Raw genomic sequence first — 12821 nt, 5'->3', positions numbered from 1 at the left:
CGACGTGGGTTCTGCTTGGATGACGTCATGGCGGAACGCGAGCGGGCCCCTTGGTGGCACCTCACTCGAAAGCCTCAACAATCGGTTGGGCTCGGGCTGCTGTTCAGTTTGCTGGCGGGTTGGTCCTGGTTCTACTTTCTCGGCGGCATAGACCCCGAGCCTCCCGTGTGGACGGTGATGCTGGCGTTGCTCTGGACCCTGATCGCGGCTGCCCTTCTCAGCTCTGCGGCAGATCGCCGCCACGAACCCAGGCGGTAGAGTCATGCGGCTCTCGACCTGTCGGCTGCCGTCCTCACTCGAATGAATGGCTTCGTTCACGGCACGCGGCTGGACGCCGGGAGCCCACTTGATGCGCCCCTCCTGGTAGCAGGGCACAGCAGAGTATGCGTCAACAAACAACCGGATCTGCCGCGTGCGGTTAGGCGGGCCGCCCATGACGCCCGCCCCTACGGGTCGTCCTGGCAAGGTCAGCTGTATGTGTTCGCGACCCTCGGCGGCGTCCTTGGCCGAGTTTGTTCGGTGCTAAGTCCTGGGTACGGTGGAAGGTACGCGGCTCACCCCTTCGGTTGGGCACACACCTGACCGTCCCCTTGAGAAGGAACATTCCATGGCGCAGCGTGTCATTACCCAGTTCGTCTCCGACCTCTCCGGGGAGGAGTTGGGCAAGGAAGGCGACACTGTCACCTTTGGCTGGAAGGGCAGCACCTACGAGGTTGACCTGTCCACCGATGAGGCAGCGGAACTTGCCAGTCTTCTTCAGCCCTACCTCAAGGCCGGGCGCAAGGTGTCTGGTGGCACGCGCAGGACCGGTACCAGCAACAGCGCGAATCAGCAGGACCGGGAGCGCACGAAGGCCATCCGGGAGTGGGCGAAGGAGAACGGGCATTCCGTCTCTGACCGTGGACGCATATCCGCCGAGGTCGTTGCCGCGTACGAGGCTGCGCAGAAGGGCTGAGCAGGCAGCGCGCGCCTTCGCTCGTGACTCGGCCACGCAACGGCGTGGCATGGTCGTTCGTCACGTTCCACAGCAGCAGTAGCCCAGCGGAGCCGCTCCCGCTTGTAGATGTCCGCTCGTGCCGCACCGAGCACAGTTGCGCTCGTTCGAGACTGCGCCATCCCAGGCACAAGGGTCCACAACCGCAGTCGTGCCCCCGGGGGCACTGGCCAAGTCAAGATTGGGCACGCCGAGCCCCGCCCGGGCCACACTGTAGGGGTGGAGCCGATTGGCGTCCGACTATGAAGCCGTGTGGGTCCTAGCCCAGATCACTCAGGTACTTGCCTGGCTGTGCATTCTCGCAGCGTCGTTCCTCCGACACGCCGGGGTGCGTGAGACGCTCAAAGTCGGCGCCGAAGGGCTGGGCTGGGTTGCGTTGCTGGGGTCCGGCATGGTCGGGTCGCACCTGGCCGCAGTTCAGAGTCTTAACTGCACCCTGTGGGGACAGGACTGCATCGGCTCGGACGCTGAAGCGTGGGCGTATCTTTGGGACCATCTCGGTAGGGGCCTCGTAATAGATGTGTCTGTCGCGATCGCTGCCGCCCTGATCGGCTGGCTCGCGGCGCGGGTCTACAGACGAAGGCCATCGACTCAGTGGTAACGCGGTGCGCATTTGCCTCCTGTTCCACAGCTGCCTCGAAGGGGCCACGGATCATCAGCGGCGATGCTGACTGACCCGTATCGCTCACTCGTGGGTTTCCTGGTCCTAGGCGTCACGATGCTGGCCCTCTACCCTTGACACATGAGCACCGTCACGTCCGAGAGCACCGCCCTCCGTGCGGTGGTCGTTGCTCATCGTGACGCTCTTGAGCAGATCCTCAAGCGCTACGGTGCGACCAATCCAAGATTGTTCGGCTCGGTGGCCAGAGGCGACGCGACGGCGGACAGCGACGTCGACCTTCTCGTGGATCTGCTGCCGGACTTAGGGAACCCCCTCTTGCGCGTGGCGGGCATGGGCGAGGAGCTCAGCGACGTCTTGGGCCGCCGCGTCGATGTGGTGACGCCGACCCTTCTGCGCGCTGAGGTGTCGAGTACCGCGCTCAGCGACGCGGTGCCGGTGTGACGCGATCCGAGCAGGAACGCTTCGCCGACATCCTGCATGCGGTCGAACGATGCCAGGGCTACACCCAGCATCTTGCGTCCGGCGAACTCCAGGAGATGGCCTACGACGCGGTGTTGCGCAACTTGGCCGTGATCGGGGAGGCGGTGCGGGTACTTCCCAGCGAGACACGCGATCGGGCGCCGGAGGTCCCATGGGGAGCGATCGCGGGACTGCGCAACGTCGTCGTGCACGAGTACTTCCGTGTCGATGCCGAGTTGATCCTCGACATCGTCGACAACCAGCTCGGTCCCTTGGCCGATCGCCTCCGTCAGCTGTGAAGGACCTGTCTCGTGGGAAAGGTGCCGAATCCGCCGATCAAACTGACACAGGGCTGACACGGGGGAGTGTTCGCGAGCATCCATGCTGTTCAGAGCGTTAGCGAGGAGTTTCCCGCCACCTCCACCCACGTGTCTCACGCTGTGCGGCTTGTCGCACCGCAGCCCCCAGAATCTGCAAAAGGACGCGGATCTGGGGGTTTCGTGCGTCCGGACAAAGATGGTCAGAAGTGGACTGGCGATGGCAGAAGCCTCACACAGGCGACCTCGTCGCGCAGAACTGGCCGACGAGCTGGCTCCCGGGACCGGTGTTCTGGCAACCGCTGCTGAGGTTCACTGTGCCCAGCTGCAGCTCAGTCGCGCCGAGGCGGAGCACATCACCTGCCACCAGCGCGAGCGGTCCGGCGGCCTCGTCGGCGTTGGCCAGGCTGCCGTCGTAGGTTCCGAGGTCTTTCAGCTCAAGCTCGTCCCGCGCACCCAAATGACGGCGTGGCCACCGGTCACCGTCACGTCGGCAAGCTGGACCTCGACCGCCGGATGTCCTCCGCTGACTACGTCCCCACCTACCAGGCGACGCTGCGCCCGACGTCCTCGCCGTTGGTCAACACCTGGACCGGCCGGCTGCGTCGAGAGTGGTCCATGGCCGCACCCCGCACCTCGGGGGAGAGGGCGACCCGGTCGGCTGCCGGAGCCGCCACCTCCACGGTCGTGCCGACCGGGCGTGAGTGCGAGACCTGGGCGAGGAGCGGATGGCACGGCCGCTGTCGACGCGGTGCAGCACGAGCTAGGAGTGGCCACGGACCCCGGTGGCCAGCGCCGCCCGTGTCCGGGGGCCCACGACGCCGTCTGCGGCCAAGCCAGCGGTGGCCTGCAGCTGGTGGACCGCCTGGGCCGTCTCCTCGCCGTACATCCCGTCGGCGCCGAACCTGGGAAGGGCGTAACCGAGGTCCACCAGCCGCTGCTGCACCTGACGCACGTCGTCGCCACGCATCAGGGGTGAGGTCAGCCTGAGCAGCCGGCCGGTCGTCGGGAACGACCCGGCACCACCGCCACCGCCGCCGCCGCCCCGGGTCGGGGAGGGGTCACCGAGAACGTCGCGGATACGCTCGGCCGTCAGCGTGCGAGCACCCTCCCAGGTCAGTTCGGCGTGGATGTGGTCTGTGTGCGGGCTCCGTCCCCCGTATGGGCGCCAGCCACGGTTGGGGTGAGCGTTGGACCAGATGCGCCGGTTGAAGATGACGCACTGGATCTCCAGCTCGGCACTGTTGTCCACGAGCAGGTCCGCCAGCTGCTCCTGCCACGCAGCGCCGACCGGGTTGCCGAGGTCGCAGGCCCGGCCCTCCCCGTGCAGCGACGTGGTGGACCCACCGCGGACGGTGCGGCAGTTGTAGATGCCCAGGTTGGTCCCGCCCTCGTCGGCGTAGGCGCCGAGGTACCAGGACATCAGCGCCCGGGCGCCGGCGGTGGGGCCATCCGTGCAGTTGCGTGCCCCCACGTAGGGGCCTTGGTGGATCGCCATCGCTCACCCTCCTGCCGGTCCGGTCGCGTCGTCGAACGGCTCAACGAAGCTGGGGTCCGACGGGTCCGTGACCTCGCGAAGGTCCTCGGGCCGGTCGTCGGAGTCCTGCGCATCCTCAATGGCGTCGTGGGGGTCTAGGTCGGGCCCCGGATCCTGGTCCTGCGTGCTTGACGGGCCGGACGTCGCGGTCACCGTCATCACCTCCTTGTGTCGAGCCTCCACCGTCCCGCCGTCGCGGACGCCGACGCAACGGGTCGACGGTGAGGCTGCCCGTCCGGCGGCCGATCCTGCCCCGACGGACGGCCCACCGGGGCGACCGGGCAGCGCGACCGGGCAGGGCGGCGCGGCCAGGACGGCCGATCAGGACAGCCTGGTCCGTGCGGCGTCGGCCCTCGGGTCCCCCCGGCGGACGACCAGCAGCCTGTGCGTGACCCGGGCGAGCACGAAAATCGTCCACGCTAGGGTCAACGGGCCCAGGATCCACCCCCAGCCACCGCTCGACTGCCAGGTCGCCAGCGCCAGGCCCAACCAGACCAGCAGCCACCACGTCCGAAGGAGCGGTGCCTGCACGAGCACGCCGCTGACGGTGCGCGGCTCCTGCTGGCCCGCCGTGGCCGGTCCGGCCACAGCGTTGTGGCGCACGGCCGCGGTGACCACGTAGTCGTGGGGCACGGCCCGTCCCCGCCACACCGGTTTCCGCCAGGCCAGCACCACGCCCACGCCGGCGGACTCCCCGGCTGCGAGATGGAACGGCGAACGCGGACGTTGCTGGTGCAGGCGGCCCTCACGGTCGGTGACCTTCACGTGGACCTGCACCGGTACGTTGCTCCCGTTCGTGATCTGGAGGTCCACCTTGGCCCGGCGCGGCGTCTCCAGCGCGTGCGGGCGCGGTCGCGACACCTCGACCTGCACCGTCACCGCCACCTCCACCTGTACCTGCACCACGGTGTGCTGACCATCACCGGTGCGTCCCACCAGGACCAGGGTGCTCGGTCCAGCCTGCGGCTCCGACCCGGCCGGCAGGTGCACGGTCAAGACGGACTGGCCCTGCTGGCGCGGCCAGAGCCTCAGGACCGGCGGGTCGAGCACCACCCAGCGCGCCAGCAGACCGGAGGGGTCCAGCGCGACCTGCTCGACCTCCGGCCCGTCGTTGACCACGGTGACGGTCAGGCGCTGGGCTGAGCCCGTGACGAGGGGGGCCGTCGGCGCCTCGGCCTCGATCCTGATACGTCCCGGGCTACCGCCTCGGTCCGGACCGCCATCCCGCGACGTTCCGTCAGTCATCCGGTCAGCACCACCTCGACGGTGAGCCCGACGGGCAGGGTGCGCGCGACCACCTCACGCAGCGGTCCCATGCACCTCCCGGGGTCGGGGACAGCGTCCCGCGGCACCTCGACCGTCACGTGGCTGGATCCCTCACCGGTGACGACCGCGTGCGGGTCGGGGTCCCACGCCGTGTCCCCGCCGTCGGTGACCCCTACCCGCTCGGGCGCCAGACCCAAGTGGGTGCCGACGATCTCGGCGATGCCCTGCCGGGTGGCTCCCTGCCGATACAGCTCCAGCGCTCGCGCGACGAGAAGCCGGTCCTGGGCGGCGTCGTCGGCGACGGAGGACTGCGCGCCGACCACCCAGGCGAGCCACCGCAGGAAGGGGCCCGGCGCGGTGTCCACGGTCAGATAGGCGGCCAGGTTGTCGAGCGTGCTCAGTACGGGGTCGAAGACGTCCTGCAGCCCGTCGAGGAAGCGCTGCAGGAAGGGCGCGGTCAGCTCGCCGACGGTCTCCGGCCCGACGATCCCATCGACGGTCAGCCCCCGCTGTCGCTGGAAGGCGCGCACTGCGTCCTGCGTCCGCGGCCCGTAGGCGCCGTCCGCCGGGCCGGGATCGTGGCGCGCGACGGCCAGTGCCTGTTGCAGCACCCGGGTGACGTCACCCTCCGAGCCCAGATCGAGCATGTCCTCCTCACGCACGGCCCGCAGCTGCTCCCCGGGGCCGGGATCCACGAGGTGGGTGGGCCGGAACCTGACGGGGTCGCGGTACACGGCCGGTAGCCGGTCGAACATGGTCGGACGCCACGACGCCCCCCGCACGCTGCGCGGGGTGATCTCGCCGGGGTGCTGCGTCATGAGACCTCGATCTGGTGACCGGTCGTCAGCGGGATCCCGTGGGGCGGGACCTCGACCTGCGCCACCTCGATGTCGCGCCGGTCGCGCAGGATGACCGCGTCGACCCGCGTCACTCCGGGCACGTGCTGCAGCACGGCATACAAGTCAGCCGCCCGCACGGTCCGCCCGAACGGCCAGCCGGTCCCGTCCTCGCCACCGACCAGCGGGTGCAGCAACCGGTACAACCGGCGCTGGGCGTCCGCCTCGACTTGCCGCCGGTCGGCCGAGGGCCCCGTGGTGACCCGGGCGGTCACGCCGAGATGCACGGGAAGCGCGGTGGTGACCAGCACCTTGGTGCCGACGAGCCGCCGCCCGTCCAGGTAACGGGTGACGTCGGTCATGGTCTCGTCCGCCGGCACCAGCTCGCGCGGGTCGAGGGGTGCGCCGAGCCCGGCGTCAGGGGGGAGGGGGGGCAGCAGCACCACCCGCACCACCGGACCGTTCAAGGGGCTGCTCTCGTCGAGGGCGTGGGCGCGGGCCACCGCGACGCTGGCGTCCAGCGCCAGGTCCACGTAGTCGGCCAGGGTCACGGCCCGGGTGCGCTGCCGAAGGAACACCGGCAACCGGGACGTGGCCTGCTCCACGCTCTCCGCGTCCACCCCGCCGCGCGCCGCGTGCCGGTTCTCCACCGAGCGCACGTGCGGCACCGGGGAGCGCAGCACCTGCACGGCTCCGGCCCGCACGTTGCCCTTGGATCCGCCCCCGACGCGATACTCGACCAGCCGCAGCGGTGCTCCCGCCGGCGGGACCTGGCCGTACCGGCGCACCCGTCCGTCTGACTGTCGCACTGCAACGCCGAGCCGGACCTGCCCACCTACCCGGTCCAGCAGGTAGTGCCGGTCCGTCTCACGGCTGGAGGCGAGGCTGGGCACGGGTGTCCAGGGGATAGGGTCCTGCCCGGCCATGAGCAGAGGTCCGCCGGCCGGGTCCTGCACCACCGGCGTGCGGCGCACCGGGAACGGCGGCTGGCCGTACGTGCCGTCGGAGACACCCACCACCTCATCGCGCACGAGGACGTCGGCCTGGTCGGCGGGCACGCTGACCCCCAGCGTCTGCGCCGTGACCCGTCCCACGGCGGGGGACTCCTCGTAGGCGGGCTGACCCTGCCGGGCGGGCACCAGCTGGCAGCGCAGCCAGCCCGATCCCTCGTCCGCCGGACGTGCGTCCGGCGGGACGTGCAGGTAGACGCTGCCCGGGCGGTTGAGCCCCCCGGTCGTGTCGCGGTCCACCTCGCAGGGCAGCCATGCGCCGGCACCCCATACCTCCCAGGTCCACGGCGGGTCCTCCGGTACCACACCGGTGCCGCGGTTCTCCTCGCACTGCAGGTCGACCTTCACCGCGCAACCTGGCAGCGGCCGGGCCAGCTCCAGGACCAGGGACGCCCCGGGGTGCGGGACGCCCGTGCCGAACACCGGCACGAAAGCGCTGCCTTCGTGCCGGAGGCGCGCATCGGACCCCGGGCCGCGGGGAGAGGTCGCCGACGTGTAACGCATGGTGACCTCTGCGCGGTGCAGCCTCGCCGGGGCGGTGGTGCGGAAGCTCACCGGCACCTCCTCGTCCCGGCGTTCCGTGGCGACCTCCAGCCCGGGACCGCCCAGCACGGGAGAGTCCTCCGCGACCGACTCCCAGTAGCGCGCCGGGGCCGAGAGCCAGAAGGTCAGCACGGTCCGGGCGGCCCGCGACGCCTGCAGGTGCATGCCCGTCGCGTTCATCATCGTCACGAGCATGGCGTTCGGCAGCCGGTTCACCCGGTACAAGGTCTCGTCGACCATCTGGGCAAAGAGCTCGATCAGGGTCACCCCGGGGTCTGAGACGTTGTGGTCGGTCCACTCGGGGCACCGGTCGGCGATCCGACGCTTCGCCTCGTCGACGAGGTCCTGGAAACGGCGGTCGTCCAGGTTCGGGGTGGGGATCGTCACGGCCCCGCCTCCCCGACGGCACCGGGCCCGTCAGGCTCGGGGGGAATGGCGTAGAACGGGTGCACGAGGTTTTGGACGTCGTTGGTGGCCCGGACCAGATAGCCGACCTCCACGACCAGGACCCCCTCCTGCTGGCCGGGGTCCGCGGTGACCGAGAGCAGGTCGATCCGGGGTTCCCACCGCGTCAGGGCGTCCTCCACGGCGCGCACGACTTTGCCGGTGGTACGGGGGCTGGCGGCGGGTGCGAAGACGTGCTCGTGGGCGGCGCAACCGAATTCGGGCCGCATCGGACGTTCGCCGATCCTGGTCGACAGGATTAGCCGGATGCTCTGCTCGACCTTGTCGGTGCCGTGCCGCAGCAGCACCGATCCGCCGGCGTCGACGGAGAACGGAAAGGCCGGCCCGGAGCCGAGGAACGACGGGTCAGCCACCTGGCCCACCTCCGAGAAGAACGGTGGTGACGCTGCCCTGGAGCAACCCCACGGGGGCCAGGCACAGCTGGCACCGGGCACCGGTGGAGGCGGCGCCCCTGCCCTCGATCAGCACGGTCGTGCTGCCGGCGGCGACCGTGCCGCGCTGCTGCACCGGTGTCATGAACGGGTCGCTCGGGTGCAGCCCGGCGTGCGGGCTCAGCGAGTTGACCCCGGCGGACCCCACGACCACCGCCGGCCGCCCCTGGATGAGCACCGAGGGTGCGGTGCCCTGGAGGACCGGCGCCGTGAAAGGCAGCGGGGGAGCGGGGGCCGTGGCCCCCATAGGGGCCGGGACCAGGTGACCCACGCAGGTCCCCGTGATCCGGTCGCCGACCACGGCTGCCGGGGTACCCATCGGATGACTCCTCTCCCAGCGCGCTCAGTTGATCCTGACCATGGCGCCGCGCAGCGTCAGCGTCCCGTCCGCCGTGACGTTGACGGTGGGTGCCTTCACGGACACCTCGGCGTCACCGGTCAGCTCAACGGAGCGCGCGGACACGGCGACGGTGTCTCCGGTGACGCTCACCGGCCCCTTGGCAGCAAGTGTCAGACCGGTGCCCGCCTCGTCGAGGATGATGCTCACCTCGGAGCTGCCGGTCGCCAGGGTCAGGCCGGTCGAGTCCGGACCGTCGTCGAGAACGAGACGGTGGCCCAGGCGGGACACCACGCCGCGCAGCTCGGACTCCCCGGATCCCGGGTCCACCCGCCCTCCCTCCAGGGGTGGTGCGTCGGGGCCGTTGTGCAGCCCGCCGAGCACGTACGGACGGCGGGCATCGCCGTGCTCGAAGGTCAGGAGCACCTCGTCCTGCACCTCTGGCTGGAGCAGGGCACCTCGGTCTTTACCCGCCCCCGGACGGGCCACCCGCACCCAGTCGCTGACGTAACCCTCGGACAGCCAGGGCAGGGCCACCCGGACCCGTCCCTGCGCGTCCGGGTCGGCGACGTCCGTGACGATCCCGGGCACGACCCCGGCCAGCGGGGAGCTGCCCCGCCGCTCCACCGGTTCGGGCATGAACGCCCCCAGGGTGTGCTCGGCGGCCCCACCCAGGTGCAGCGTCGTGCGGTACCCGGTCGTGTCGAAGGTGTGCCGCGCCGCGGTGATGGTCCACCGCCCGCTGAACAGGCCTCCGGCCAGCGCCAGACTGACCGCCCGGCCGGCCAGCAGCATCGGGTCGCCCTGGCAGACCAGGGTGGCGCTGGCGAACGTGCTGCCGAGCCTCTCGGCGAGCGCGGACGCCAGACGGTCGGCCTCGCCCTGGTCCGACAGCGGGGTGGCCGCCCAGACGAGCACCGGTGCCCCCACGGCCTCGGTCAGCCCCTCCGGGGTGGTGTCGATGTCGGTCCCTGGTGCGGTCACCTGCGCACGGGCCACGACGGCCGCTTTGGCCTCGGGCGACCAGCCGCGCACCTCCACGGTCGAGGGCAGCTCGGCCGAGCTGATCCGGGCGTGCAGCGACTGCACGTTGGCGCCGAGCACAAGCTGGCCGGCCTCGGGGAACTGCAGCCGCCCCGGTCCGGGGGCGGTAGCCGCCTGGGTGGGCTGGACGAGCTCCAGCCGGGACTGCCGGACACGGAGCACCCGCCCGCACTCCCGGGCCCTGGCGGACAGGAAGTTCCAGTCGGTCAGGTTCAGCTGCGCCACGTGCGCGTGCACCAGACCTGGGTCCTCCACGGTGCCCACGTCGAGGCCGGCGTCGGCCGCGACGGTGCGCAGCACGTCGCCGTCGGTGACGTCCTGGAAGGACCGTGTCCGACGCAACCGGTGCAAGCGGTGGGACGCGTCGTACCCCCGGACCGTGAGGGTGCTCTCCCGCGAGGAGTAGGTAATGTCGACCGACACCACCTCGCACGCGGCCATGGGTCGTCGCGGCTCGTCACCGACCGGTGCGGCCGAGACCTCCAGCTCGGCGCCGACCTCGATGTCGGTGAGGTCGAGCAGGTCCCGGTCTGGGTCGATGAGGACGACGGAGACGACGGTCGGCAGCCCCACCCGGTCGTCGACCTCGACCCGGACCACCCGCCGGAGCAGCTCGGGGGGCAGGACGGAGCCGGCCAGACGGATTTCCGGAAGCGAGGAGTAGGTGCGCGTGCTCATGAAGACCTGCGGGGCGGGTCGGCGGTCAGGTCGGGCACGAGCAGGGAGGTCCCCGGGCGGACCCGGGTGGGGTCGTCGATCCCGCTCGCCGCCGCGATGGCCCGCCACCGGTCCGCGCGGCCGTACTCCCGGTGGGCGAGCAGGGGCAGCGAGTCCCCGGCGACGAAGTGGTGCCGGCGGACCACCGACGTCCCGGACGAGGTCGGGTTGGTGCCAGGCTGCGGGCGGGGCACCTCCTCCAGGCGGAGGGAGACGTGAGCGCGGATCGGCGTCCCGTCCCGGTTGAACAGCACGAAGCGGGCTGCCGCCGAGCTGACGTAGGCGTGGAAGACGGCACTGCCGCCCCACTCGAAGATCACCACCGGTGGGCTCGGCCGTCGGTCCTCTATCGACCTGGGGGAGGGCTGCGTCCAGGACAGCAGTCGGCTGACCGACTCGACGACGCTGCCGATCCCGGCCTCGCGGGAGTCGAAGAAGAGCTCGACCTGCATGGACCCGGCGTTGGTGCCGACGAACTCCGGTGGCGCCGCGGAGGCGGCACCCCGCACCGGGACGCGGGTCCACCGGGCGGTCTTTGTGATTGTGTACTCGGTCGGGTTGAACTGGCAGTGCAGCACCTGCGTGTCGTCGTCACGCAGGCTGAGCGTGGCCTTCTCCGACCGCGCGCCGGCCACCGCGGACAGCGCGGGAGCGGGCACCGAGACGGTGACGAGCCCGCTGATCACGACGCCTCCTGGCGGAAGCCGGTGTGCGCGAGCTCGAGGGTCTCGGTGGCGACCGTCGCGCCGGTGGCGCTGAGCGTCGGGCCGGTCCAGCGCACGGGGAACACGCCGGTGAACGACCAGCGTGCGACCACCTCGCCCACCGGGTCGTAGGCCGTGACGACCGCCGTCGTCCGGCCGCCGGTGGACTCCTGGGCGTCGAACCAGGAGGCGACCGCCCCGGAGGAGGAGTCCAGAGCGCGGGTCAGCACCAGGTTGGGATGCCGCAACCGCCCGGGGAGCCGGTGCACGTATCCGTTCACGCCACCCTCCTGGTACTCGTGCACGTCGTACTCGGCGGCCAGACCCTGGCAGGCGGTGAAGGTGCCCAGCTCGGTGTTGGCCTCGCCGTCGTCCACCACGACGGAGAAGCACAGGCTCGTCCCGGGGTCGCCCATCGTTCACCTCCAGACCAGCTCGGTCAGGGAGCCGGTGCGCTCCCGCATCAGCAGCGACTCGTCCCGCAAGCGTTCGGTGAGCAGGCGGTGGATCAGCTCCAGGTGCTCGCCGTCGACCGGGCCGTCCTGACTCGCCTCGGGCAGCGGCGGTGCCTCCGGTGCACGGTGGACGGGTGCCGCGACGGATGGCGGCCCCGAGGCCCGCCCGGGGTCCGGAGCGACCGGCCCAGGTCCCCGCACGAGGTCGGGTGCGGTCGACGTCAACCCGGTCCTGCGGCCGGGGGAGGATCCGTCAGGAAGCGGGGGACCGGTGACCGTGACCAGCCGCGGCCCCGGTTCGCCGCCGTGGCGCACCGCGGCCTCCTGCCGGTCGGCGAACGCCTCCTCGGCCTGGCTGCGGTCTCGCGTCGCCGCACGCTGACGGTCACCCCGGGCGTGCACCAGCTCGTGCGCCAGCAGCCCCCTGACGACGGGGTCGGAGTCGCTGCCGTGCCGGGACGGGAGATAGACCACTCCTTCCACGGTCGCCGCTCGTGCTCCGGTAAGGCGGGTCAGCTCCTCGGCCTCCGGCCCCCGTCGCACCTCGACCACGGGGTCCGTGTCGGCGAGGACGTCCTCGGAGCGCGACGCGGGTCCCGTTCCGGGGGTTTGCGAGGGTGGGTGAAGCGGCCGCTGCGGAGCACGCGTGGCCCGCCAAGCGGCCTTGACAGGCCCGGGTCCGGTCGGCGCACCGGCCGACACCTTCTCGCTGAGAGTCTCGTGGGGAGCAGCGGCCGACAGGGGGCTCGGAGGCGCGGTCGGCGGCCGTGCGTGGTGTCCGTGGGCGGGTCGCGCCTGCTGGGCCCCCCTGCCCCCCGCGCCGGGTGACCGACTGCCGCCGGGGGACGATGCAGGCCGCACGGCCGCCCCGGGTGCCGAGGGGGCGTCCGACCCGGGGCGACGGGGTGTTGCTGTGGCGTCCGGCCCGGCGCTATCGGGTGCCGGTGGCGTGTCCAGCCTCCGTCGATCGGGTGCGGGTCGCACGGTCTTTGCCTCCTGCGCGGGGCGGTCGGTCGTCCGGGTCCGGTCCGCAGGACGGGTGGCGACCACCGGTGTTCCCCCGCCAGGCAGGTATGCGGCGTGT

14 protein-coding genes are annotated in these 12821 nt (G+C 71.5%); 3 read left to right on the top strand and 11 right to left on the bottom strand.

The genetic code is table 11. From position 1 onward, the window contains the following. The first annotated feature begins 607 nt into the window (after positions 1-607). The 3 genes from EUS26_RS13170 (at position 608) to EUS26_RS13160 (ending at position 2374) form a co-directional block, all read left to right on the top strand. Positions 608-955 carry a histone-like nucleoid-structuring protein Lsr2 gene (locus tag EUS26_RS13170; RefSeq protein ID WP_058892544.1) on the top strand — a complete coding sequence of 116 codons (348 nt, stop codon included), beginning with the start codon at positions 608-610 and terminating at the stop codon, positions 953-955. A 781-nt stretch (positions 956-1736) separates the two neighbouring features. After that, positions 1737-2057, top strand: coding sequence for a nucleotidyltransferase family protein (locus EUS26_RS13165; RefSeq protein WP_058892542.1), 321 nt, complete (start codon positions 1737-1739; stop codon positions 2055-2057). Continuing rightward, positions 2054-2374 (top strand): HepT-like ribonuclease domain-containing protein, encoded by a 321-nt coding sequence (locus EUS26_RS13160; protein WP_058892541.1) that lies wholly within the window; start codon positions 2054-2056, stop codon positions 2372-2374. Before EUS26_RS13165 ends, EUS26_RS13160 begins: the two co-directional genes overlap by 4 nt. A 560-nt stretch (positions 2375-2934) precedes the next feature. Here EUS26_RS13160 and EUS26_RS17575 read toward each other — a convergent pair. The 11 genes from EUS26_RS17575 to EUS26_RS13110 all read right to left on the bottom strand — a co-directional run bounded on the left by EUS26_RS17575 (position 2935) and on the right by EUS26_RS13110 (position 12289). Continuing rightward, a complete protein-coding gene (locus EUS26_RS17575; RefSeq protein ID WP_272947968.1) occupies positions 2935-3069 on the bottom strand; it encodes a hypothetical protein in 135 nt (44 codons plus the stop codon). 86 nt (positions 3070-3155) lie between these two features. Continuing rightward, a complete protein-coding gene (locus tag EUS26_RS17380) occupies positions 3156-3890 on the bottom strand; it encodes a peptidoglycan-binding domain-containing protein (RefSeq protein WP_238148979.1) in 735 nt (244 codons plus the stop codon). Positions 3891-4250: 360 nt separating this feature from the next. Beyond that, the gene (locus EUS26_RS13150; protein WP_130014285.1) at positions 4251-5174 is read right to left on the bottom strand and encodes a COG1470 family protein; all 924 of its coding nucleotides are present in this window, start codon (positions 5172-5174) and stop codon (positions 4251-4253) included. Then, positions 5171-6013 (bottom strand): peptidoglycan-binding protein, encoded by an 843-nt coding sequence (locus tag EUS26_RS13145; RefSeq protein WP_130014284.1) that lies wholly within the window; start codon positions 6011-6013, stop codon positions 5171-5173. The genes EUS26_RS13150 and EUS26_RS13145 overlap by 4 nt, the downstream gene beginning before the upstream one ends. Then, a complete protein-coding gene (locus tag EUS26_RS13140) occupies positions 6010-7971 on the bottom strand; it encodes a putative baseplate assembly protein (protein ID WP_130014283.1) in 1962 nt (653 codons plus the stop codon). Before EUS26_RS13140 ends, EUS26_RS13145 begins: the two co-directional genes overlap by 4 nt. Beyond that, positions 7968-8402, bottom strand: a complete 435-nt coding sequence (locus tag EUS26_RS13135; RefSeq protein ID WP_130014282.1) for a GPW/gp25 family protein — start codon at positions 8400-8402, stop codon at positions 7968-7970. The genes EUS26_RS13140 and EUS26_RS13135 overlap by 4 nt, the downstream gene beginning before the upstream one ends. Next, entirely contained in the window at positions 8395-8799 is a 405-nt protein-coding gene (locus tag EUS26_RS13130) for a PAAR domain-containing protein (protein WP_130014281.1), read from the bottom strand. The genes EUS26_RS13135 and EUS26_RS13130 overlap by 8 nt, the downstream gene beginning before the upstream one ends. A 24-nt stretch (positions 8800-8823) precedes the next feature. Continuing rightward, entirely contained in the window at positions 8824-10539 is a 1716-nt protein-coding gene (locus tag EUS26_RS13125) for a VgrG-related protein (protein WP_130014280.1), read from the bottom strand. Further along, on the bottom strand, positions 10536-11264 hold the full coding sequence (locus tag EUS26_RS13120; protein ID WP_130014279.1) for a CIS tube protein: 729 nt from the start codon (positions 11262-11264) through the stop codon (positions 10536-10538). The genes EUS26_RS13125 and EUS26_RS13120 overlap by 4 nt, the downstream gene beginning before the upstream one ends. Then, on the bottom strand, positions 11261-11698 hold the full coding sequence (locus EUS26_RS13115; RefSeq protein ID WP_130014278.1) for a phage tail protein: 438 nt from the start codon (positions 11696-11698) through the stop codon (positions 11261-11263). The genes EUS26_RS13120 and EUS26_RS13115 overlap by 4 nt, the downstream gene beginning before the upstream one ends. Positions 11699-11701: 3 nt before the next feature. After that, positions 11702-12289: an eCIS core domain-containing protein gene (locus tag EUS26_RS13110; RefSeq protein ID WP_165368617.1), complete on the bottom strand. Its 588-nt coding sequence runs from the start codon at positions 12287-12289 to the stop codon at positions 11702-11704. Positions 12290-12821: the final 532 nt, after the last annotated feature.

It is taken from the genome of Serinicoccus sediminis (assembly GCF_004153545.1).
In the GTDB taxonomy this organism is placed as follows: domain Bacteria; phylum Actinomycetota; class Actinomycetes; order Actinomycetales; family Dermatophilaceae; genus Ornithinicoccus; species Ornithinicoccus sediminis_A.
The sequence above is the reverse complement of the archived record's forward strand: the minus strand, read 5'-3'. Positions and strand labels throughout refer to the sequence as shown.